Origin of the sequence: Pseudomonas sp. SMN11 (assembly GCF_052041945.1) — a bacterium.
Taxonomy (GTDB): domain Bacteria; phylum Pseudomonadota; class Gammaproteobacteria; order Pseudomonadales; family Pseudomonadaceae; genus Aquipseudomonas.
In genome coordinates this window covers 1-18,638 of record NZ_JBKGGW010000011.1, presented here as the reverse complement: position 1 = coordinate 18,638, position 18,638 = coordinate 1, and the positions used below count along the sequence as shown (strand labels likewise).

The window sequence follows — 18,638 nt, the reverse complement described above, 5'->3', positions numbered from 1 at the left end:
GCCGGCCCGTCCGCTTGCCCGACCCCATTGCTGCTTGCCACGAGGCTACCCATGACCCGCGAAGAATTTCTGCGCCTGGCCGCTACCGGCTACAACCGCATCCCTTTGGCCTGTGAAACCCTGGCCGACTTCGACACGCCGCTGTCGATCTACCTGAAGCTCGCCGACCAAGCCAACTCCTACCTGCTCGAGTCCGTGCAGGGCGGCGAGAAGTGGGGCCGTTACTCGATGATCGGCCTCCCGTCGCGTACCGTGATGCGCGTGCATGGCTACCACGTGAGCATCCTGCAGGATGGCGTGGAAGTGGAAAGCCACGACGTCGAGGACCCACTGGCCTTCGTCGAAAGCTTCAAGGACCGCTACAAGGTCGCCGACATCCCTGGCCTCCCGCGCTTCAACGGTGGCCTGGTTGGCTACTTCGGCTATGACTGTGTGCGCTATGTCGAGAAGCGCCTGGGCGCCAGCCCCAACCCGGACCCGCTGGGTGTACCGGATATCCTGCTGATGGTTTCCGACGCGGTGGTGGTATTCGACAACCTGGCGGGCAAGATGCACGCCATCGTGCTGGTCGATCCGGCTGAAGAGCAGGCCTTCGAGCAAGGCCAGGCACGCCTGCAAGGCTTGCTGGAGAAACTGCGCCAGCCCATCACCCCTCGCCGTGGCCTGGACCTGAGCGGGCCGATGGCTGCCGAGCCGGAATTCCGTTCCAGCTACACCCGTGACGACTACGAGAACGCGGTCGGCCGTATCAAGGAATACATCCTGGCGGGCGACTGCATGCAGGTCGTGCCGTCGCAGCGTATGTCGATCGACTTCAAGGCTGCACCCATCGACCTGTACCGCGCGCTGCGCTGCTTCAACCCGACGCCGTACATGTACTTCTTCAACTTCGGCGACTTCCATGTGGTCGGCAGCTCGCCGGAAGTGCTGGTGCGGGTGGAAGACAACCTGGTCACTGTGCGCCCGATTGCCGGTACCCGCCCGCGAGGGGCTACCGAGGAGGCCGACCGTGCGCTGGAAGACGACCTGCTGTCGGACGACAAAGAGATCGCCGAGCACCTGATGCTGATCGACCTGGGCCGCAACGATGTGGGCCGGGTGTCCTCGACCGGTAGCGTGCGCCTGACCGAGAAGATGGTGATCGAGCGCTACTCGAACGTGATGCACATTGTGTCCAACGTGACCGGCCAGCTGCGTGAGGGCCTGACCGCGATGGATGCGCTGCGGGCAATCCTGCCGGCGGGCACCTTGTCGGGCGCGCCGAAGATCCGCGCGATGGAGATCATCGACGAGCTCGAGCCGGTCAAGCGTGGCGTTTACGGTGGTGCGGTCGGTTACTTTGCCTGGAACGGCAACATGGATACCGCGATTGCCATCCGTACTGCGGTCATCAAGGACGGCGAACTGCACGTGCAGGCCGGTGGCGGCATCGTTGCCGACTCGGTACCGGCGCTGGAGTGGGAAGAGACCATCAACAAGCGCCGGGCAATGTTCCGTGCCGTGGCGCTGGCTGAACAGACTACCGCCAAGTAAATCGATTGGGGCTGCCTTGCAGCCCTTTGCGGGCAAGCCCGCCCACAGTGATTGCATATGCCTCAAGGCTTGCGCAAATCCTGTGGGAGCGGGCTCGCCTGCGAAGGGGCGCAAAGCGGCCCCAAGGATTTAGAAGTCCACGCTGACTCCAAGGCTCACGCCTTGCTGAGTCAACTCATCACTCTTGCGCCAATTGTAGTTCCCGCGCAGGTGCACCCCCGTCACAAGCTCATGGCTCACCCCCAGGCTCGCCCGAGTCAGGTCACTGTGCGGTGTATACCCGGTCAACGTGAAGTCATTCGCCGGCAATGTCGTCAGGTGCATCGTCACGTCCTGCTGGTCATCCTCGAATTCATGCTCCTGGGCCACCTCGGCAAACAGCCGGGTACTCGGCAATACCTGCACGCTGCCTAGCAGTCCAACGCCCAGGCGCCGTGAACTCCGCTCTTGGTCATCGAAGCCCAGTGCTGTCGAGCGCCCGCTTTTCTCGTCATAGCCATCGACCTTCACCCGCGCATAATCAGCACTGATGAACGGTGCCAGTTGCCAACGGCTGTTGTCGGCCGCCAGGTTGTAGCCCAGCCGGGCAGTCACGGCCCAGGCCTCGCCATCGGTGTCGCCCTTCTCGCTGCGGTCGTTTACGCCAAGCGCGAAGGTGCGCTTGAGGTCGTGGTAGTCCAGATGGCCGGCGCTCAGTGCGGCGTCGGCCCACCAGCGATCCTGACGGAACTGGGCGAAGGCGCTGGCCAGGTAGCTGTCGAGCTTGTAGTCCGAGTCCTGCTCACCGGCCTCCAGCTTCTGCCGGTACACGCCGCCGGCCAGGCCCAGGCGCCAGGCATCATTGAGCCGGTAACTGCCGCCCAGGGTCAGGTTGTAGCCGCGCCCGTCAGCGCTGGCAGCACTATGCTGGTCATCGAAATCCAGGTCCTGGGCGCCGGTGCTGACGAAGGCCTGCCATTGGCCGACCGCCTGCCAGGGTGTCTGCCACTGGTTGCGCAGTTCATCCTGATGGGCGCGCAGGCTGGCATGGGCCATCTCCGGCAAGAGGGTCAGTTCCCAAGGCGCGGAAATGATCGAGTAGGCATAGTCGGCAATCAGTTGCTGCCCGGCGATGGTCGGGTGTACCGAGTCGTTGAACAGTAGTTTGGTCGGGTCTGGCGTCAGGCCGTTGATGCCATATATCGGGTTTTCCACGCACCCTTCGCCGCTGTAGCAGGTGCCAACCAGATTCTGGCCGGTGCCCAGGCCGAACTGACCAGGGCTGGCCAAAGCCTCACTCAGCAAAACGGGTATGTTCAAGGGGATGATTTCGGCATCGACTTGCCGCAGTTGGCTGAGCAACGACTGGTTGAACGCGCTGGACAGCTCAGACAGCGGGTTCTGCTGTGGCGTACCGCTGAAGTTGGGTGTCTGCCCCAGGTCGGGCAGCAGCCAGACCATGATGTAGCGCGCTCCCCCCTGCTGTAGGGCTTGGGCGCTTGCGGCCAGGCGGCCCCCGGCGGCCACGGCGTCGGCGGGGCTGTTTATCAGGCCCTGAAGAAAGTCATTGCCGCCACCGGTCAGGTAGTAAAGGGCATTTGGGTCGGCACGCAGGCCGTTGGCCAGGTAGCCTGGCTTTTCTCGCAGTACCAGCCCGGCGCCGGGGCGCCCTGGCGGGATGATCGTCTCGGACGTGCTGGTGATCGAATCCAGGATCTGCTGGGTGGTGTAGCCGCCGACCGCCCAATTGTTGCCATCCGGCAGCCCCAGCGCCGGGTTAAGGGGCGAGGTGGAAGGGCCAAGCTGAGTCGGGCTGACTCCCAGCCGCCCACCAAGGATCATCGGTGACACCGGGGCATAGTTGCCATCGGCATCGCGGTTGGTGAAGCGCATGCCGCCAAACTGCCCGGCGTCGCTCAGGCTGTCGCCGAACACGATCAGGGTGGAGTAGGGCGAAGGGCTTGCGAAGGCCTGGCTGCAAGCCAAGGCCAATGAGGCAAAGGTAAAGCGCAACAACGGTGCTTTTCGCATCAGAGAACATCCTTTTCTTTGTTTTTATCAGGACAACCCGATCGACCTTAGCAAATTGCCGCGCATCCCTCCCAAGTCCATTCGTTTCCCCGTGTTTACGGGCATATTGCGCCCGTCGCCCCGGTAGGCTACTGTGCGTGCAAGTATGAGCGAGACCTATCCTGTGTTGATCGTCAGCAAACTCTTGATGCGCGTTATCAAGGCCCACGCCCGTTGGCGTTGGCGCGCCTGACTTTATCTCCTGCCGGCCCGTCCGGCCCGCCCCCGTTTGCCTTCCTGTCCGCTTAGCGACCGCCCTTCGTGGCAAAGCCGTGCCCATAGCCGGTGTAGGAAGGTTCGTTTTTTGAAGTCAGTAGATTCAAGAGGTTTAGCCCGATGTTACTGATGATCGACAATTACGACTCATTCACTTACAACGTCGTTCAGTACCTTGGCGAGCTGGGTGCCGAGGTCAAGGTCATTCGCAATGACGAAATGACCATCGCCGAAATCGAAGCTCTCAACCCCGAGCGCATCGTCGTCTCTCCAGGCCCATGCACACCGAGCGAAGCAGGCGTGTCCATCGAAGCCATCCTGCATTTTGCCGGCAAGCTGCCGATCCTCGGCGTATGCCTGGGTCATCAGTCCATCGGCCAGGCGTTTGGCGGTGATGTGGTGCGTGCCCGTCAGGTCATGCACGGCAAGACCAGCCCGGTGCACCACCGCGATCTCGGGGTGTTCGCCGAACTAAACAACCCGCTCACGGTGACCCGCTACCATTCGCTGGTGGTCAAGCGCGAAACCCTGCCGGATTGCCTGGAAGTCACCGCCTGGACTGCCCATGAAGACGGTTCGGTCGACGAGATCATGGGCCTGCGCCACAAGACCTTGAACATCGAAGGGGTACAGTTCCACCCCGAGTCCATTCTCACCGAGCAGGGCCACGAGCTGTTCGCCAACTTCCTCAAGCAGACCGGCGGCCGCCGCTAAGGATCGATCATGGATATCAAGAGTGCATTGAGCCGCATTGTCGGCCACCTGGACCTCAGCACCGATGAAATGCGTGATGTCATGCGCCAGATCATGACCGGCCAGTGCAGCGAAGCGCAGATCGGCGCCTTTCTGATGGGCATGCGCATGAAGAGCGAGAGCATCGACGAGATCGTCGGTGCGGTCTCGGTGATGCGCGAGCTGGCCGACAAGGTCGAACTGAAAAACCTTGATGGCGTGGTCGACATCGTCGGTACGGGGGGGGATGGCGCCAATATCTTCAACGTTTCCACCGCGTCGTCGTTCGTCCTCGCTGCCGCAGGCTGCACCGTGGCCAAGCATGGCAACCGCGCGGTATCGGGGAAGAGCGGCAGTGCCGACCTGCTGGAGGCCGCTGGCATCTACCTGAACCTGACCCCGACCCAGGTCGCCCGTTGCATCGATAGCCTGGGGATTGGCTTCATGTTCGCCCAGAGCCATCACAGCGCCATGAAATATGCCGCTGGCCCGCGTCGTGATCTGGGGCTGCGTACCCTGTTCAACATGCTTGGCCCGCTTACGAATCCGGCCGGTGTGAAGCACCAGGTAGTCGGCGTTTTCACCCAGGCGCTGTGCCGTCCACTGGCCGAGGTGCTGCAGCGCCTGGGCAGCAAGCATGTGCTGGTGGTGCATTCGAAGGACGGCCTGGACGAATTCAGCCTGGCGGCGCCAACCTTTGTTGCCGAGCTGAAGAACGACGAGATCACTGAGTATTGGGTCGAACCCGAAGACCTCGGCATGAAGAGCCAGAGCCTGCATGGCCTGGCGGTTGAAAACCCACAGGCGTCGCTGGAGCTGATCCGCGATGCCCTGGGCCGGCGCAAGACAGAAAACGGCCAGAAGGCTGCTGAAATGATCGTGCTCAATGCCGGCGCGGCGCTGTATGCCGCTGACCATGCCATGAGCCTGAAGGCTGGCGTGGAACTGGCCCACGACGTACTGCACACCGGGCTGGCCTGGGAAAAACTGCAGGAACTGGGCGCCTTTACTGCAGTATTCAAGGTGGAGAACGAAGCATGAGTGTGCCGACGGTGCTGGAAAGGATCATCGCCCGCAAGTTCCAGGAAGTGGCCGAGCGCAGCGCGCGCGTCAGCCTTGCCGAACTGGAGCGCCTGGCCAAGGAAGCCGATGCCCCGCGTGGCTTTGCCAATGCGCTGATCGAGCAGGCCAAGCGCAAGCAGCCGGCGGTAATCGCCGAAATCAAGAAGGCTTCGCCAAGCAAAGGCGTGATCCGCGAGAACTTCGTGCCGGCTGACATCGCCGTCAGCTACGAGAAAGGCGGTGCGACTTGCCTGTCGGTGCTGACCGATGTGGATTACTTCCAGGGCGCAGACGAGTACCTGCAGCAGGCCCGCGCGGCTGTTTCGCTGCCGGTGATCCGCAAGGATTTCATGGTCGACCCGTACCAGATCGTCGAGGCCCGTGCCTTGGGTGCTGACTGCGTGCTGTTGATCGTGTCGGCGCTGGATGATGTGAAGATGGCGGAGCTGGCTTCGGTGGCCAAGGATGTCGGCCTCGACGTGCTGGTCGAGGTGCATGACGGCGATGAGCTGGAGCGTGCTCTGAAGACCCTCGATACGCCGCTGGTGGGGGTGAACAACCGTAACCTGCACACCTTCGAGGTCAGCCTGGAAACCACCCTTGACCTGCTGCCACGCATTCCACGAGACCGCCTGGCGATTACCGAGAGCGGTATTCTCAACCGTGCCGATGTCGAGCTGATGGAGATCAACGAGGTCTACTCGTTCCTGGTCGGTGAGGCGTTCATGCGCGCACCGCATCCGGGGCTGGAACTGCAGCGGTTGTTCTTCCCGGATCAGGTGAAGAAGACTGTTCAGCCTCTGGACTGATCGAAACGAAGCCGGCTTGATGCCGGCTTTTTTATGCCCGCAAAAATAATATGAAAGGTGGATCAATGACCGATCAGCCCTTGGCCCTCACTGTCGAACAGGGTCTGCACGCCGAGCAGGAGCTGCTGGCTGCCGTTTGCCGCGGCGAGCGCGATTGCGGCGTGCTGTTCTGGCGCCCCACCGATCACGCCCTGGTCATGCCGCGCCGCATGAGCCGCCTGGACAACTTCGAAGCCGCCTGTTCGGAACTGGCGATTGCCGGCTGGCCGGTCCTGCTGCGAGAAACCGGTGGCGAGCCGGTGCCGCAGTCGCATGCGACGGTGAACGTTGCACTGGTCTACGTGGCTCCGCGTAGCGAAGGCGATCATGGCCGTATCGAAAGCGCCTACGAGCGCCTGTGCCTGCCATTGTGCGATGTGCTGCGCGAGTGGGGCGGCGTCGCCTCGGTGGGTGAAATCGATGGCGCCTTCTGCGATGGCCGTTACAACGTCAACCTCAATGGCCGCAAACTGGTCGGCACGGCCCAGCGCTGGCGCCAGGGCCTGGGTGGCAAACGCCCGGTGGTGCTGGTGCATGGCGCGCTGCTGCTGGACAACGAGCGCGAATCAATGGTCGCGGCTGTCAACCGCTTCAATGAATGCTGTGACCTTGAGCAGCGCTGTCGCGCTGACAGCCACATCGCCCTGCACGAAGTGGCGCCCGAAGCGCCCTGGTTCGAGCGCCTGTCCCTAGCCTACCGCGACGTGCTGGCGGCGCTGCCCAAGGATTAGCGGGTGCCGTAGACAACCATGGTCTTGCCCTTGACCTGTACCAGGCTGCGTTCCTCGAGGTCCTTGAGGACGCGGCCGACCATTTCCCGTGAGCAACCGACGATTCGGCCGATTTCCTGGCGGGTGATCTTGATCTGCATCCCGTCCGGGTGGGTCATGGCATCCGGTTGCTTGCACAGGTCGAGCAGGCAACGGGCTACGCGGCCGGTAACGTCAAAAAAGGCCAGGTCGCCGACCTTGCGCGTGGTGTTGCGCAGGCGCTGGGCCATCTGGCTGCCCAGGGCATAGAGAATCTCCGGGTCCTGGCGAGCCAGTTCGCGAAACTTGTCGTAGCTGATCTCTGCCACTTCGCACTCGGTCTTGGCGCGCACCCAGGCGCTGCGCTGTTGCTCGCCGCCTGTCGGTTCGAACAGCCCCAGCTCGCCGAAGAAGTCGCCATTGTTGAGGTAGGCGATGATCATCTCGTGACCTTCGTCGTCTTCGATCAGGATGGTGACCGAGCCCTTGATGATGAACGACAGCGTTTCGGCACGGTCACCAGCGCAGATGATGTTGCTTTTGGCGGTGTAGCGGCGGCGCTGGCAGTGAACCAGCAGCTTGTCGATGTTCTTGATCTTGGCGGGTAGGGCTGAGGCAACCATCACGAAATCCTGTTCGATGCGAGGCATAGGCTCTTGTTAGACCTTGTCTGACGCGACGCGCCAGTCAATTGGCGCCAGCTTATCAGACAGCGCTGGAAGTTTTGACACTAAAGCGACTCGCATTGAGCTTTTCCGACAGGCATACAAGGCTTAAGCTGACACCCTTTTGCGAAATCCAGGAGTACGGACAGATGAAGGCACGCATCCAGTGGGCCGGTGAAGCGATGTTCCTCGGTGAATCGGGGAGCGGCCACGTGGTGGTGATGGATGGCCCGCCCGAAGCCGGTGGCCGCAACCTGGGCGTGCGCCCGATGGAAATGCTCCTGCTTGGCCTCGGTGGCTGCAGCAGCTTCGACGTGGTGAGCATCCTGAAGAAGTCGCGCCAGGCGGTGGAAAGCTGCGAAGCGTTCCTGGAAGCTGAGCGTGCCAGTGAAGACCCGAAGGTGTTCACCAAGATTCACATGAACTTTGTGGTCAAAGGGCGTGGGCTGAAAGAGGCTCAGGTCAAGCGTGCGGTGGAGCTGTCGGCAGAGAAGTACTGCTCGGCGTCGATCATGCTCGAGCGTGCCGGTGTTGAAATCACCCATGGCTACGAAATCGTAGAGCTGGGCTGACTTCGAGTTTTTTGGGGCTGCACAGCAGCCTCGGCGATCTCCAGTCAGTCGCGCAGGGCCGGAAGGGCGGTCAACAACCATTCCGGCAAACTGCTTCTGACCGCCTGGCTCAACTGCTCCCGCCGCTTCTGGTACCCCAACCCCAAGCCGATCACCCCCAGTCCGATCAAGGTCAGCACCACTGGGAACAGCAGCGATTCGGCAAATACCTCGTAAGACAGATACCCCAGATACGCCGCCACTCCCAGCGCCCCGAAGACCATGAACACTGGCCGGCGCAACAGCACCGCCATGCCCATCAGCCCCAGGTTGATCAGGCAATACAGCGCCTTGCCCAGTTCGCTGTCGCTGTCCATCATCGTCAGCCCACCCCAGAATGCCGCCAGGCCGGCCAGGTAGCCCCAATGGGCATAGTCCTCGCGGGTACGACCGTCGATAACCAGGAACACCAGCAGCAAACCGAGCCCGAACCACAGCGACACCGTGCGTCGCTGTTCCCAGGAGAAGGGCGAGCCAAACACCCATTCGCTCAGATCCATGGACATGAACCACAGGGCTAAGGCAATTGGCATTACCACGAAGGGGTACGGGATCAGGCGCAGCATCAGCAGCCCGGCAACCACTGTGGCGGCCTCCATCAGCAGCCAACCGCCCTGCACGTAGGTGTAGTACTGGTGATAATCCGCTTGCGCATCATCCAGTGGCCACCAGCCTGTCAGGCGTTCGATGGCGAACACGACCAATGGCACGATGCTGACCGCGACGGCGGCCAGTACACCGGCGGCAACCGGTTGCTTGCGCCCTTGCAGGTTGAGGGCGAACGCCGTGAGGAGGACGATATAAAGCGTGGCGACTGCCAGCAAGGCGCCATCGCCAATACTCATCCAGGCTTCGGTGAGCAGCCAGCCCATCGCCCCCATGATCAGCAGTGCGCCGAAGTAGAATGCGACATGGGCAAGCTGGAAACTGCCCCGGGCGGGCGGTTGCTGGCGCAGAAACGCCAGCAAGGCCTGATCCTGGCCTGGATGGAGTACGCCGGCTTGCACGGCGCGCGCCAGGTCCTTGGCGTCGATACGGTCCGTCATGTGTGCGCCCTTGTCAGATGCGGTAGGTGCTCTTGGTCATGACCTTGGCCAGCAGGCTCATGCCGAAACGCACCGGCATCGGGAAGCGATAGCCGCCAGCTTCGAGTGCGGACTCGGCGTGCTGCTCTTCATCCACGCGCATCTGTTCGAGGATGGCGCGGGATTTCTCGTCTTCCTGGGGCAGTTGTTCCAGGTGTTCGTCCAGGTGCTTGCACACCTGATGCTCGGTGGCAGCGACGAAACCAAGGCTGACTTTGTCGCTGACCAGGCCGGCGAGGGCGCCGATGCCGAACGACATGCCGTAGAACAGTGGGTTGAGCACGCTCGGGTGGCTGCCCAGTTGGCGGATGCGCTGTTCGCACCAGGCCAGGTGATCGACTTCCTCCTCGGCTGCATGCTCCATGGCCTTGCGCACTTGCGGCAGCTTGGCGGTCAGGGCCTGGCCCTGATAAAGCGCCTGGGCGCAGACTTCGCCAGTGTGGTTGATACGCATGAGTCCGGCAATGTGGCGGGTTTGGTCGTCGTCCAGTTCCGTATCCGGTTGGATGATCGCCGGCGATGGGCGGGATGGTTGGCCGCTGAAGGGCAGCAAGGTGCGCATGGCGGTATCGGCCTGCAGCAACAAGCGGTCGAGCGGCGAGTAGTGACGTTCGGTGGCCATCGGGCACCTCCGCTGAAGTGATGCCCGACAGTTTACCTCAATCGCTTGGGAGGAGCTTGCCTTGGGTCAGCCCGGTGGCCAGTGCATCTGGCGCTGGCCAAGCACGTGCATGTGGATGTGGTAGACGGTCTGGCCACCTTGCTCGTTGCAGTTCATGACCACGCGGAAGCCATCCTCGCAACCCAGTTCCTTGGCCAGGCGCTGTGCGGTGAACAGGATGTGACCGGCCAGGCCCTTGTCTTCTTCGGTCAGGTCGTTGAGGGTGCGAATGTGCTTTTTCGGGATGACCAGAAAATGCACTGGCGCCTGCGGCATGATGTCGTGGAACGCCAGAACCTGGTCGTCCTCGTAGATGATCTTCGCCGGAATCTCCCGGTTGATGATCTTGATGAATAAATCTTCCACAGCACTTGCTCCATGGTGAGTGTCGGCCGAGTGTACTCAGCCGGGCGCCACTCGCCCAGAGGCTATTCCATGCCGATCGGGCAGTAGCGGCGGTGGATGAAGCCGGCCAGCTTGCGCGTCAGCCAGCGCGGCAGCAGGCGCGGCGCGAAGGACAGCCAGCGATTGCGACGTACCGGCATGATCACTGCGCGGTTCCTGGCCAAGGCGCGCACTGTGTACAGCGCCACTTCTTCAGGGCTCAGGCAACGGCTATTGCCTTCAAGCCTGGGGATGCGCCGGCGCGATGAGCGTACCGGGCCGGGGCAAAGTACCGATACCTTGATGCCGGCGGGCTTGAGCTCTTCACGCAACGCTTCGCTGAAATTCAACACATAGGCCTTGCTGGCGGCATAGGTGGCCATGCCCGGACCCGGCGCGATGGCGGCCAGGGCGGCGACGTTGAGGATCTGCCCGCCACCTTGCACCGCCATCAGGTTGCCGATGGCATGGCATAGGCGGCTCAGGGCGAGGATATTGACCTCCAGCAGGTCCTGCTCGTCGGCCCATTCGTGGGCCAGGAACGGGCCATATGTCCGCTGGCCGGCGCAGTTGACCAACAGGTCGATGCGTCGTTCGCCTTCTTCCAGTTCCAGCACGAAGCCGGACAGCCGCAGCGGCTGGCTGAGGTCGCAGGCGCGCAGCAGCACTTCGACGCCGAAGCGTTGGGCCAGCTCGAGCGCTACCGGCTCCAGCGTTTCTCGATGGCGTGCCACCAGGATCAAGTTGCGCCCGCGCCGTGCCAGGGCTTCCGCCAGGGCCAGGCCCAGGCCGCTGGAAGCTCCGGTAATCATGGCGTAACGGGTCATGCAAGGCTCCTGGGGACTGAAGAGGGCGCCTAGTGTACAGGCTGGCCGGGCGAGTTGTTGCCTTTTGCTACAGGGCCTTGACGCGCAAGGCTAGGGTACGCTCCAGAGCGGTGCGGTACTCGCCGTGCAAGCGCTCGATCAGTGTCGCGGCAGCGGGCAGGTCATGGATGTCGCCGACCCCCTGGCCGGCCGACCAGACGGTTTTCCAGGCCTTGGCTTCATCGTCGATCGGCTTGAGCTTGCCCGGCTCGTGCCCGGACTTCAGTGCCGCCATGTCATAGCCTGCCTTTTCCAGGCTGGGGCGCAGGAAGCTGGCCGGGATACCGGACACGGCGGGGGTGTGGATGATATCGGCGGCTTGGGCTTCGAGCAGCATCTGTTTGTAGGCTGCCTGGGCATGGCTTTCTTGGGTGGCAATGAAACGTGTGCCCATGTAGGCCAAGTCGGCGCCGAGCATCTGCGCGGCGAGAATCTCGTGACCATGGTTGATGCAACCGGCCAGTAGCAGGGTTTTGTCGAAGAACTGGCGGATTTCGGCCGCCAGGGCGAACGGGCTCCAGGTACCGGCATGGCCGCCGGCGCCTGCTGCCACGGCGATCAGCCCATCGACGCCGGCTTCGGCGGCTTTCTCCGCGTGGCGCCGGGTGGTGACGTCATGAAACACCAGGCCGCCGTAGCCGTGCACCGCATCCACCACTTCCTTCACGGCGCCGAGGCTGGTGATGACAATGGGTACGCGGTGCTCGACGCACAGTGCGAGATCGGCCTGTAATCGCGGATTGGTCGGGTGGACGATCAGGTTCACCGCATAGGGCGCTGGCGCCTTCAACTGTGCCAGGCCTGCCTCGATTTCTTCCAGCCACGCCTTGAAGCCGGCGCTGTCACGTTGGTTGAGCGCTGGGAAGCTGCCGACCACGCCGCTGCCACAACAGGCCAGCACCAGCTGGGGATTGGAAATCAGGAACATCGGCGCCGCCACCACAGACAAGCGCAGGCGTTGTTCGAGCGAAGCGGGCAGGGACATGGGTGAGGCTCCATCGGGTTATGTCAGAACGGTTTGACCACCACGAGAATCACGATGCCCAACAGGAACAGCACAGGCACCTCGTTGAACCAGCGGTAGTAGACGTGACTGCGGGTATTGCTGCCTGCGGCGAAGCGTTTGCGCTGGGCACCACAGATGTGATGGTAGCCGGTCAGCAGGATTACCAGGGTGAGCTTGGCATGCAGCCAGCCTTGGCTCAGCCAGCCTGGGGTCAGGTAGAGCATCCAGGCGCCGAACACGTAGGTGGCGATCATTGCCGGGTTCATGATGCCGCGGTACAGCTTTCGCTCCATGGTGACGAAGCGTTCCTGGCTGATGCTGTCCTGGCTCTGGGCGTGGTAGACGAACAGCCTGGGCAGGTAGAACAGGCCGGCGAACCAGCAGACCACGCTGACGATATGCAGCGCTTTGATCCATAGGTAAAGCATGGAGGGAGTTCCTTCAGGTAATCACGGTCGTCAGATAGTAGAGCCCAAGCGCCCGAAGGGGCACCCCAAGAGTTGTTACAGACGCTTTGCGCCCCTATTATCGTGCGCTTTCCAGACGGCTCGTTGATAAGGGGCAAGCGTTATGATCAAGGTCGGTATCGTCGGCGGCACGGGTTACACCGGGGTCGAACTGTTGCGTCTGCTGGCACAGCATCCACAGGCCGAAGTGGCGGTCATCACTTCGCGCTCCGAAGCGGGCGTGGCGGTTGCCGACATGTATCCGAACCTGCGCGGTCACTATGACGGCCTGGCTTTCAGCGTGCCGGACAGCAAGACCCTGGCCGCCTGCGACGTGGTGTTCTTCGCTACCCCGCACGGTGTCGCCCATGCCCTGGCTGGCGAACTGCTGGCTGCCGGGACCAAGGTCATCGACCTGTCTGCAGACTTCCGCCTGCAGGACGCGACCGAGTGGGGCAAATGGTATGGACAGCCCCATGGCGCTCCAGAGCTGCTCAAGGACGCCGTGTACGGCCTGCCTGAAGTCAACCGTGAAAAGATCCGCCAGGCGCGCCTGATTGCGGTGCCGGGTTGCTACCCGACCGCCACCCAGCTGGGCTTCCTGCCGCTGCTGGAAGCCGGCCTGGCCGACCCGTCGCGCCTGATTGCCGACTGCAAGTCGGGCGTCAGCGGCGCTGGCCGTGGTGCAGCGGTCGGCTCGCTGTTCTGTGAGGCTGGCGAAAGCATGAAGGCGTACGCGGTCAAAGGGCACCGTCACCTGCCCGAGATCAGCCAGGGCCTGCGCTTGGCCGCTGGCAAGGACATCGGCCTGACCTTCGTGCCGCACCTGACCCCGATGATCCGTGGTATCCACGCCACCCTTTACGCGACCGTTGCCGACAAGTCGGTAGACCTGCAGGCGCTGTTCGAGAAACGTTATGCCGATGAGCCGTTCGTCGACGTGATGCCGGCCGGCAGCCACCCGGAAACCCGGAGCGTGCGTGGTGCCAACGTCTGCCGCATCGCCGTTCATCGTCCGCAGGGTGGTGATCTGGTGGTGGTGCTGTCGGTGATCGACAATCTGGTCAAGGGCGCGTCGGGCCAGGCAGTCCAGAACCTCAACATCCTGTTCGGCCTGGACGAGCGCATGGGCCTGTCCCATGCCGGTCTGCTGCCGTAAGCGTTTGTTGATCGAAAAGGCCCGCCGTGTGCGGGCCTCTTTGTTTGTCGCGACTAAAGCCGCACAATTCTTGACCGATTTTCTCGGAGAAGCGGATAATGCGCGTCATCGAGTTTTATGGCGGCTACTGCGCCGGGAGAATCAACATGAGCGTCGAAACCTTCACCCCTACGGCTTTGGAATTCACCCACGGCGCCGCGCAAAAGGTGAAGAACCTGGTTTCCGAGGAAGGCAATGACCGCCTGAAGCTGCGCGTGTTCGTCACCGGTGGCGGCTGCTCGGGCTTCCAGTACGGTTTCACCTTCGATGAAGACGTGGCCGAAGACGACACCATTGTCGAGCGTGAAGGTGTTTCGCTGGTGGTCGACCCGATGAGCTACCAGTATCTGGCCGGTGCCGAAGTGGACTACCAGGAAGGCCTGGAAGGTTCGCGCTTCGTGATCAAGAACCCGAATGCCGCGACTACCTGCGGTTGTGGCTCCTCGTTCTCGATCTGAGGCCAGGCTGTACGAAAACGCCGCGCAATTGCGCGGCGTTTTGCATTCTGGCTTGGGATCAGGCCGGGTAGATCGCGCCGAGTACGCGTAGCCCCTTGGCCGCCGTCACGCTTGGGCGATTGGCGGCTATGCCTTCAAGGCAGCAGTGGGCGAGCCAGGCAAAGGCCATGGCCTCGACCCAGTCCGGATCCACACCATAGGCACCGGTGCTCGTGACCTTGGCCTTTGGCAGCAGTTCAGCAAGCCGAGCCATCAGCGCGCCATTGCGAGCGCCGCCGCCACAAACCAGCAGCGCCTCGGTATCTTGCTGGGCGTTCTGCAGCGATTCGATGATGGTGCGCGCGGTCAGCTCCAGCAGGGTGGCCTGCACATCTTCTTCACGGTAGGCCGGCAGTGCCGCCAGGTGGCCATCCAGCCAGGGCAGGTTGAATACCTCACGGCCGGTGCTTTTCGGGCCGCTGCCGGCGAAGAACGGATCACTCAGCAGGCTGCTGAGCAAATCGCCTTGCACCTTGCCACTGGCAGCCCAGGCGCCATCGGCATCATAGGCCTGGCCACGCGTTCGCTCGATCCAGGCGTCCAGCAATACGTTGCCTGGCCCGCAGTCGAAGCCATGCACGGGCTTGTCGCGCTCGATCAGGCTCAGGTTGCTGAAGCCGCCCACGTTGAGCACCGCCAGGTGTTGGCCGAGGTGACTGAACAGAGTTTCATGGAATGCCGGCACCAGTGGCGCGCCCTGGCCACCTGCCGCTACATCGCGACGGCGGAAGTCGGCGACCACGCTGATGCCGGTAAGCTCGGCGAGCAGCGCCGGGTTGCCGATCTGTACAGTGAATCCGCGAGCCGGCTCATGGCGGATGGTCTGGCCATGGCTGCCGATGGCGCGGATGGCGTCGGCCTGTAGCCCGTGCTTGGTCAGCAATTGCCGCACACCTTCACCTGCCAGGCTGGCCCAGCGGTTTTCTGCCAGGGCGGCGCGGGCAATCTCGTCAGCGCCGCTGCTGCAGAGGCTAAGCAGTTGCTGGCGCAGATCGGCTGGCATGGGGACGTAGTGAGTGGCGAGCAGCTGAAGCTGCTCGCCTTGATCGATCAATGCGATGTCCAGGCCATCGAGGCTGGTGCCGGACATCACCCCCAGATATAGCGCCATGGCTCAGCGCTTGTTCGCTGCGAGCATGGTGGCCTTTTCCTGGTCCATGCGGGCGATCAGTGGTTGGCTCTGCTGCAGGAAGCGCTGACGTTCGTTCTTGGCGATTGGGTCAGCCATCGGCACCTTCTGGCTGAGCGGGTCGACGTGCACGCCGTTGACCTGGAACTCGTAGTGCAGGTGCGGGCCGGTCGACAGCCCAGTAGTGCCGATGTAGCCGATGATCTGGCCCTGCTTCACGTTGCTGCCGGTCTTGATGCCCTTGGCAAAGCCCTGCATATGACCGTAAAGGGTCTTGTAGCTGTTGCCGTGGGCGATGATCACGGTGTTGCCGTAACCACCGCGGCGGCCAGCCAGTTCGATGCGCCCATCACCGGCTGCCTTGATCGGCGTGCCACGCGGGGCGGCGTAGTCCACGCCCTTGTGCGCGCGGATCTTGTTCAGGATGGGGTGCTTGCGGCCGGCGGAGAAGCGCGAGCTGATACGGGCGAAGTCTACCGGGGTACGGATGAACGCCTTGCGCAGGCTGTTGCCGTCGGCAGTGTAGTAGCTGGTGTTGCCCTGCTTGTTGGTGTAGCGCACGGCGGTGTAGGTCTTGCCGCGGTTGGTAAAGCGTGCGGACAGGATGTTGCCGGTGCCGACCACCTTGCCGTCCATCACCTTCTGCTCGTAGACCACGTCGAACTCGTCGCCTGGGCGGATATCCTGGGCGAAATCGATGTCATAGCCCAGTACCTTGGCCATGTCCATGGTCATGCTGTGGGACAGGCCGGCGCGCTGCGCTGAGGCCGACAACGAACTCTTGATCACGCCATGGGCGTAAGCGGTGCGGACCACAGGCTTGCTGATTTCGCGATCGAAGGTGTAGCCCTTGGCGGTCTTGGTCAGGCGGATGGTTTCGAGGTTGCTGACTTTACTGTGCAGGCTGGCCAGTTGGCCATCCTTGTCGAGTTCGAATTGCAGGACCTGACCATGCTTCAGCTGGCTGAACTGCTTGGCTTGCTTGTTGCTGGCCAGCAGGTCGTGCACTGCATTGGCCGGCAGGCCGACCTTGGCGAACAGGGTAGACAGCGTGTCGCCACGGGAAACGGTGACTTCGCGGTGGCCTGGTTCCTTGGCTTCGGGCTTTTTCTCGCTGGCGGGCGCTTCTTGTGCTGCCTGTTCGGTGTTGGTTTCGGCGCCGTCGATCTGTGCGAAGGGAGAACCCTGATCGCCTTGAGTCTGTACCAGCGGGGCGGCGTTGGACTCATCCTTCAGCTGCTCGGCCGGGCTTTCCAGCTCCAGGCTGAGGGTTGTCTTCTTGGCTTCTACTTCGCTAGAGGGAAATACCAGCAGTGCCAGGCTGAGCAGGGCGGCGATGCCGCTGGCGGCCAACAGATGGCTTTTCGGATAAAGCGGGGGCGCTTTAGGCGTTTCGTTGGTCATAGGTAAGGTGACTTTGAAGAAAAATGAATATGGAAAAGATGAATGACATGATGAAGATGAAATAACTGTATAAAATATAACCAAATCTACTTTCGCGCAAGGGCGCGTAGACGCCGTGACGCGTCGGTCGGGTCACATTTCATTTCGAAACTTGTAATTGACGGCCGATCTTGTATGGTTGGCTCCCTTTGAATCTGAGCCTTGCGGGTCTGTCTATGAAGTCGGTTGAAGAGCAACTGGCGCTTATCAAGCGCGGTGCGGAAGAGGTGTTGGTCGAGTCGGAACTGGTCGAGAAGCTCAAGCGCGGCCAGCCTCTGCGTATCAAGGCAGGCTTCGACCCGACTGCGCCTGACCTGCACCTCGGGCACACGGTGCTGATCAACAAGCTGCGCCAGTTCCAGGAGCTGGGGCATCAGGTCATCTTCCTGATCGGTGACTTCACCGGCATGATCGGTGACCCGAGCGGCAAGAGCGCCACCCGTCCGCCGCTGACCCGCGAGCAGGTGCTGGAAAACGCCGAGACCTATAAGCAGCAAGTCTTCAAGATTCTCGATCCGGCCAAGACAGAGGTCGCGTTCAACTCCACCTGGATGGACAAGCTGACGCCGGCCGACTTCATTCGTCTGGCATCGCAGTACACCGTTGCGCGCATGCTCGAGCGTGACGACTTCGACAAGCGTTACACCACCAATCAGCCGATTGCCATCCACGAGTTCCTCTACCCGTTGGTGCAGGGCTACGATTCCGTGGCGCTGAAGGCTGATGTGGAGCTGGGTGGTACCGACCAGAAGTTCAACCTGCTGATGGGGCGCGAGTTGCAGCGTTCCTATGGGCAGGAAGCACAGAACATCGTGACCATGCCATTGCTCGAAGGGCTTGATGGCGTGAAGAAGATGTCCAAGTCGCTGGGTAACTATGTTGGCATCCAGGAAGCACCGGGTGTGATGTACAGCAAGCTGGTGTCGATCCCGGACACCCTGATGTGGCGTTACTTCGAGCTGCTGAGCTTCCGCTCGATGGAAGAGATCGATCAGCTTCGCGCCGACGTTGCCGGCGGTGCGAACCCGCGTGACATCAAGATCAAGCTGGCCGAAGAGATCGTTGCACGCTTCCATGGTGAAGAGGCTGCGGCCAATGCTCACCGTGCGGCGGGTAACCGTATGAAGGAAGGCGAGCTGCCCGAAGATCTGCCGGAGATTGAAGTGGCCGCAGCTGAAGACTTGCCAATCGCTGCCGTGTTGAACCGTGCGGGCCTGGTGAAGAACTCGGCGCAGGCGCGTGACCTGCTCAGTGGTGGAGCGGTGAAGGTCGATGGTGCGGTGGTCGACAAGGACTTCATGTTTGCCCTCGGCGCGACCCATGTATGCCAGGCGGGTAAGAAGTCGTTTGGCCGGGTTACCCTCAAGGCTGAGTAATCGCCTGGTGGTATAGCTATATAGAAGCGGGGGGGGGGGAGGGGATCTCCCCCCTTTTTTTTCTCTCCCCTTACAATTCTTT

19 protein-coding genes are annotated in these 18,638 nt (G+C 62.1%); 9 read left to right on the top strand and 10 right to left on the bottom strand.

What is annotated here, in order from left to right:
- Positions 1-51: 51 nt before the first annotated feature.
- Positions 52-1,533, top strand: a complete 1,482-nt coding sequence (gene trpE / locus ACLEJU_RS12275) for an anthranilate synthase component I (protein WP_110639264.1) — start codon at positions 52-54, stop codon at positions 1,531-1,533.
- Between the two features lie 129 nt (positions 1,534-1,662).
- Here trpE and estP read toward each other — a convergent pair whose 3' ends face one another.
- Positions 1,663-3,543 (bottom strand): esterase EstP, encoded by a 1,881-nt coding sequence (gene estP / locus ACLEJU_RS12270; RefSeq protein WP_435422691.1) that lies wholly within the window; start codon positions 3,541-3,543, stop codon positions 1,663-1,665.
- A 375-nt stretch (positions 3,544-3,918) separates the two neighbouring features.
- Between estP and ACLEJU_RS12265 the strand changes: the two genes are divergently transcribed.
- The 4 genes from ACLEJU_RS12265 (at position 3,919) to ACLEJU_RS12250 (ending at position 7,171) form a co-directional block, all read left to right on the top strand.
- Positions 3,919-4,512: an aminodeoxychorismate/anthranilate synthase component II gene (locus ACLEJU_RS12265; protein ID WP_054885201.1), complete on the top strand. Its 594-nt coding sequence runs from the start codon at positions 3,919-3,921 to the stop codon at positions 4,510-4,512.
- Positions 4,513-4,521: 9 nt separating this feature from the next.
- Positions 4,522-5,571, top strand: a complete 1,050-nt coding sequence (gene trpD, locus ACLEJU_RS12260; RefSeq protein WP_159408663.1) for an anthranilate phosphoribosyltransferase — start codon at positions 4,522-4,524, stop codon at positions 5,569-5,571.
- Positions 5,568-6,401 (top strand): indole-3-glycerol phosphate synthase TrpC, encoded by an 834-nt coding sequence (gene trpC, locus ACLEJU_RS12255; RefSeq protein WP_435422692.1) that lies wholly within the window; start codon positions 5,568-5,570, stop codon positions 6,399-6,401. The genes trpD and trpC overlap by 4 nt, the downstream gene beginning before the upstream one ends.
- Positions 6,402-6,466: 65 nt before the next feature.
- On the top strand, positions 6,467-7,171 hold the full coding sequence (locus ACLEJU_RS12250; RefSeq protein WP_054885198.1) for a lipoate--protein ligase family protein: 705 nt from the start codon (positions 6,467-6,469) through the stop codon (positions 7,169-7,171).
- Here the strand turns inward: ACLEJU_RS12250 and crp are convergent.
- Positions 7,168-7,812, bottom strand: coding sequence for a cAMP-activated global transcriptional regulator CRP (gene crp, locus ACLEJU_RS12245; RefSeq protein ID WP_435422693.1), 645 nt, complete (start codon positions 7,810-7,812; stop codon positions 7,168-7,170). The genes ACLEJU_RS12250 and crp overlap by 4 nt on opposite strands.
- 191 nt (positions 7,813-8,003) lie before the next feature.
- On the opposite strand from crp, the gene ACLEJU_RS12240 reads away from it, so the two are divergent.
- The gene (locus ACLEJU_RS12240; protein ID WP_004376171.1) at positions 8,004-8,426 is read left to right on the top strand and encodes an OsmC family protein; all 423 of its coding nucleotides are present in this window, start codon (positions 8,004-8,006) and stop codon (positions 8,424-8,426) included.
- A gap of 44 nt (positions 8,427-8,470) precedes the next feature.
- Here the strand turns inward: ACLEJU_RS12240 and ACLEJU_RS12235 are convergent, their stop codons facing one another.
- The 6 genes from ACLEJU_RS12235 to hemJ all read right to left on the bottom strand — a co-directional run bounded on the left by ACLEJU_RS12235 (position 8,471) and on the right by hemJ (position 12,895).
- Positions 8,471-9,511 (bottom strand): DUF2157 domain-containing protein, encoded by a 1,041-nt coding sequence (locus tag ACLEJU_RS12235; protein WP_435422694.1) that lies wholly within the window; start codon positions 9,509-9,511, stop codon positions 8,471-8,473.
- Positions 9,512-9,524: 13 nt separating this feature from the next.
- On the bottom strand, positions 9,525-10,172 hold the full coding sequence (gene coq7 / locus ACLEJU_RS12230) for a 2-polyprenyl-3-methyl-6-methoxy-1,4-benzoquinone monooxygenase (RefSeq protein WP_110639270.1): 648 nt from the start codon (positions 10,170-10,172) through the stop codon (positions 9,525-9,527).
- A gap of 66 nt (positions 10,173-10,238) precedes the next feature.
- Positions 10,239-10,577, bottom strand: coding sequence for a histidine triad nucleotide-binding protein (locus tag ACLEJU_RS12225; RefSeq protein ID WP_294336836.1), 339 nt, complete (start codon positions 10,575-10,577; stop codon positions 10,239-10,241).
- Positions 10,578-10,639: 62 nt separating this feature from the next.
- Positions 10,640-11,422, bottom strand: coding sequence for an SDR family NAD(P)-dependent oxidoreductase (locus tag ACLEJU_RS12220; RefSeq protein WP_435422695.1), 783 nt, complete (start codon positions 11,420-11,422; stop codon positions 10,640-10,642).
- Between the two features lie 67 nt (positions 11,423-11,489).
- Complete coding sequence (locus ACLEJU_RS12215) at positions 11,490-12,446, bottom strand: NAD(P)H-dependent flavin oxidoreductase (protein WP_435422696.1); 957 nt, start codon at positions 12,444-12,446, stop codon at positions 11,490-11,492.
- Positions 12,447-12,469: 23 nt separating this feature from the next.
- Positions 12,470-12,895: a protoporphyrinogen oxidase HemJ gene (gene hemJ, locus ACLEJU_RS12210; protein WP_159408671.1), complete on the bottom strand. Its 426-nt coding sequence runs from the start codon at positions 12,893-12,895 to the stop codon at positions 12,470-12,472.
- Between the two features lie 142 nt (positions 12,896-13,037).
- Between hemJ and argC the strand changes: the two genes are divergently transcribed.
- A complete protein-coding gene (argC, locus tag ACLEJU_RS12205) occupies positions 13,038-14,072 on the top strand; it encodes an N-acetyl-gamma-glutamyl-phosphate reductase (RefSeq protein WP_060484764.1) in 1,035 nt (344 codons plus the stop codon).
- Positions 14,073-14,218: 146 nt separating this feature from the next.
- Positions 14,219-14,569 carry an iron-sulfur cluster insertion protein ErpA gene (erpA, locus tag ACLEJU_RS12200; RefSeq protein ID WP_027917433.1) on the top strand — a complete coding sequence of 117 codons (351 nt, stop codon included), beginning with the start codon at positions 14,219-14,221 and terminating at the stop codon, positions 14,567-14,569.
- Between the two features lie 58 nt (positions 14,570-14,627).
- On the opposite strand, the gene ACLEJU_RS12195 is transcribed toward erpA, so the two are convergent.
- A complete protein-coding gene (locus ACLEJU_RS12195; RefSeq protein WP_435422697.1) occupies positions 14,628-15,719 on the bottom strand; it encodes an anhydro-N-acetylmuramic acid kinase in 1,092 nt (363 codons plus the stop codon).
- Between the two features lie 3 nt (positions 15,720-15,722).
- Positions 15,723-17,141, bottom strand: a complete 1,419-nt coding sequence (locus ACLEJU_RS12190) for a peptidoglycan DD-metalloendopeptidase family protein (RefSeq protein WP_103448752.1) — start codon at positions 17,139-17,141, stop codon at positions 15,723-15,725.
- A 215-nt stretch (positions 17,142-17,356) separates the two neighbouring features.
- Here ACLEJU_RS12190 and tyrS point away from each other — a divergent pair, with 215 nt between their 5' ends.
- Entirely contained in the window at positions 17,357-18,556 is a 1,200-nt protein-coding gene (gene tyrS, locus ACLEJU_RS12185) for a tyrosine--tRNA ligase (protein WP_435422698.1), read from the top strand.
- Positions 18,557-18,638: the final 82 nt, after the last annotated feature.